We start from the raw sequence: 1960 nt of genomic DNA on the forward strand, positions 1-1960 counted from the left end.
TCCCCGCCGTTCCCGTCGCCCGCCGCCGGGCGGGCGGCCGGTACGGGGCGGGCGCGGGCAGCCGCATGAGACGCCCGAACTTACCCGGTCCCTGGGTGCGCAGCGCCGCCACGGCCTCGGGTTCGTGGCGGGCACAGTTCGCCAGCAGCCCGAACAGCAGCATGGTCACCACGAGCGAGGTGCCGCCGTAGGAGATCATCGGCAGGGTCACGCCGGTCACCGGCAGCAGCCCCACCACGTACCCGATGTTGACCGACGCCTGGGCGACCATCCACGTCGTGAGGGTGCCCGCCACGATGCGGATCCACGGGTCGAGATTGCGCATCGCGATCCGCAGGCCGACGAACGCCAGCAACCCGAACAGCCCCAGCACCACCAGGCAGCCGACGAGGCCGAGCTCCTCACCGAGCAGCGCGAAGATGAAGTCGTGCTGCACGTTCGGCAGGTACATCCACTTGGACTGGCCCTGACCGAGGCCCTTGCCGAACAGTCCGCCGTCCGCCAACGCGTACAGCGCCTGGTTGGCCTGCATGCCGTCGCCCTGGGGATCCGCCTCGGGATCGAGGAACGCCTTGATCCGGTCGAAGCGGTAGTCGGCCACCAGCGCCAGCACCACCGCCCCGACCACGGCCCCGACGAGCAGCATCGTGAACAGCCGCAGCGGTGCCCCGGCGAACCAGAGCAGCGCCAGCAGCACCACGCCGAGCGTGATCGTGCCACCCAGATCCGGCTGGGCCATCACCAGCGCGAACATCAGCAACGCGGCGGGGACGACGGGCACCAGCAGGTGACGCCACCGGTGCAGCACCTCGTACTTGACCACGAGGATGTGCGCGCCCCACAGCGCCAGGGCCACCTTGGCGATCTCCACGGGCTGCAGGGACAGTCCCCCGACCACGAACCACCCCTGGGAGCCGTACCGCTCGGCGCCGAGCGGGGTCAGCACGAGCGCCAGCAGCCCGAGGCAGACGACCATGGCCGTGGACGAGAGGGCACGGACCACCCGCAACGGGGTCCGGACCCCGAGCCAGAACGCCACCGCGCCGACACCGACGAACGCCACGTGCCGGGTGAACATCGCGTACACGGTGCTGTCGCTGCCCGGGCTGGAGGACGACACCGAGGAGGCGGACAGCACCATCACGATCCCGAGCAACCCGAGGGTGCCGCACAGCGCCAGGATGAGGTGGAAGTCGGCGAGCGGTCGGGACAGCCACGCCGTCAGCGCGTTGTTCGATCCGGTCCGCCGGTCGGACCTGCGGCCGTCTCCGCGCGCCCCGGCACGGGGAGCGGCGGCGCGGAAGCCACCGGACCCGCGCCCCCGGGGGGCGGCCCGGCCGCCCCGGCGGGAACCACGATCGCCACCACGGGCGTCCACCGAGGTCACCGTGAGGTCGCCTCCCGTGTCCGCGTCGGTGGGACCGTCGTCACCGCTCGTTTCCGGCGGGCACCCCGCCCGTGTCGGCGTCCAGTGCCGTCACCGCCGTCGCGAACGCGCGACCGCGCTCGGCGTAGTCCCGGAACATGTCCAACGATGCGGCGGCCGGGGCGAGCAGCACGGTGTCCCCGGGTTCCGCCATGTCGCGGGCCGCGCGCACCGCCGCCGTCATGGGGTTATCCTCGCCCGGACCGAGGCGGTGGCGAAGGACATCCGGGGCGTGTCGCGCGAGTGCGTCGGCGATCACGTCGGCGTCCGCGCCGAGCAGCACCGCACCCCGGAGCCGGCCCGCGACCCCGGCGACCAGCTCGTCCACCGACGCACCCTTGAGCTGGCCACCGGCGATCCAGACCACGCTGTCGTGGGCCAGCAGGGACCCCTCGGCCGCGTGCGGATTGGTGGCCTTCGAGTCGTCGACCCAGCGCACCCCGTTCCGCTCGGCCACCTCCACCGCCCGGTGCGCGCCGGGCCGGAACTCCCGCAGGCCCCGGGCGACCGCGGCGGGGTCGACCCCGTGGGCCC

Annotated in this window: 2 protein-coding genes; both read right to left on the reverse strand. The window is 73.3% G+C overall.

Features of this window, described 5'->3' with window-relative positions:
• Positions 1 to 1378 (reverse strand): putative lipid II flippase FtsW (gene ftsW / locus SACPADRAFT_RS25345; protein WP_084258282.1); only part of this gene is annotated, 1378 nt, incomplete at its 3' end.
• Positions 1379 to 1427: 49 nt separating this feature from the next.
• Positions 1428 to 1960, reverse strand: a 533-nt coding sequence (locus SACPADRAFT_RS25350; protein WP_007027443.1) for a glutamate ligase domain-containing protein, incomplete at its 5' end; no start/stop codon positions are given.

This window comes from Saccharomonospora iraqiensis subsp. paurometabolica YIM 90007 (assembly GCF_000231035.2).
Taxonomy (GTDB): domain Bacteria; phylum Actinomycetota; class Actinomycetes; order Mycobacteriales; family Pseudonocardiaceae; genus Saccharomonospora; species Saccharomonospora paurometabolica.